This is a genomic window from Pricia sp. (assembly GCF_041745955.1).
Taxonomy (GTDB): Bacteria; Bacteroidota; Bacteroidia; order Flavobacteriales; family Flavobacteriaceae; genus Pricia.
Genome location: NZ_JBGTHY010000557.1, coordinates 1 through 1,602 on the forward strand (window position 1 = coordinate 1; position 1,602 = coordinate 1,602).

Here is a 1,602-nt window from a genome sequence, read left to right on the forward strand (position 1 = left end):
TATCTCGGATAGACGTGTTTATCTGGCCTTGGAAGGCAATAGCCCCGGAGTACCAAAATTATTGATGGACGATACGGGAATCAACTCCGGCTATATGATTTTGCAGTACACCACGGCCGCTTTGGCCAGTGAGAACAAAGGTCTGTGTTTTCCGGCGAGTGCGGATAGCATTCCCACTTCCTTGGGGCAAGAAGATCATGTCAGTATGGGATCCATCTCAGCCCGTAAAGCCTTACAGGTCATCGGAAATGTCGAAAAGATCCTGGCCATCGAATTATTGACCGCAGCTCAGGCTTTCGAGTTCCGAAAACCGCTACGATCGGGGATTTTCTTGGATGAAATCCATAAGGAAATCAGAAAAAAAGTAGCCTTTGCCAAAAAAGACCGTGTTTTTGCCGACGATATCGAAAAGGGTATCGAAATGATAAAGAACAAAACTATAATCAAGGTCATTGAACGCGTCAAAAAAGAAAGGAAACTGAAATTTCAAGTACCTTACTCCAAAGAATTTGACACCTACTAGCATGAGCGGACTAACTCTTATCGGCCCCTTTAAACAAATCGTTCCCATGACCGGTTTGTCCCAAAAGGGTGCCCTATCCGATAGCGATCTTATCGTTTTGGAAGATGCAGGAATTCTGATCGAAGACGGAAAAATAAAATCCGTCGGAAAATTCAGTGACTTGAAAAATGAATTTAAAGAGGTCAAACTACATGAATTAAAAGGAGATCATACTTGCCTCCCCGGGTTTGTAGATTCCCACACCCATATTTGCTTCGGGGGTTCGCGCGCCAACGACTATGCCCTGCGAAACGCGGGTAAAACCTATCTAGAAATCGCCAAGGCCGGGGGTGGCATCTGGGATACCGTGACCCAGACCAGAAAGGCAAGCAAGCTAGATTTAGTGAAAAATACGGTCAAACGTGCCAACCGTCACTTAAAGAACGGAACGACCACGATCGAGGTTAAAAGTGGGTACGGACTGTCCATCGATGAGGAAGTAAAAATGCTCCGCGCCATTCAGGAAGCCGATAAACGGACTTCGGCCGATCTGATTTCGACCTGTCTTGCCGCCCATATGCTTCCCAAGGATTTTGAGGGAAATGCATCGGAATACCTGGAAGAAATCTCCACCCATCTTTTGCCTATCCTCAAGGAAGAAAAACTTACCGATCGAATCGATGCCTTTGTAGAGGAAAGTGCTTTTTCTGCAACCCAGATAGCTCCTTATTTTCAAAAAGCCCAAGAAATGGGTTTTGACATTACCGTGCATGCCGACCAATTTTCTACGGGAGGAAGCCAAGTAGCGGTCGAATTCGATGCGGTAAGTGCCGATCATTTAGAGGCGAGCACCCAGACTGAAATAGACCTTTTGGCCAGAAGTACTAGTATCGCTACCGCTTTACCGGGCGCATCCTTGGGCTTGGGCTGTGGTTTCGCTCCCGCCCGTAAAATTTTGGATGCCGGTGGAGCTTTGGCCATCGCCAGCGACCACAATCCGGGTTCGGCACCTATGGGGGATCTCTTGACGCAGGCAGCCGTATTGGGAGCTTTTGAAAAACTGTCGAATGCGGAAGTTCTGGCGGGAATCACCGTTCGGG

General features: G+C 47.6%; 2 protein-coding genes. Both read left to right on the forward strand.

Annotated elements, in window-relative coordinates:
• A partial coding sequence (locus tag ACEW8S_RS20085; RefSeq protein WP_373519891.1) for an aromatic amino acid lyase occupies positions 1-523 on the forward strand: 523 nt, incomplete at its 5' end.
• Between the two features lies 1 nt (position 524).
• Positions 525-1,602: imidazolonepropionase (gene hutI, locus ACEW8S_RS20090; protein ID WP_373519892.1), on the forward strand; the 1,078-nt coding region annotated here is incomplete at its 3' end.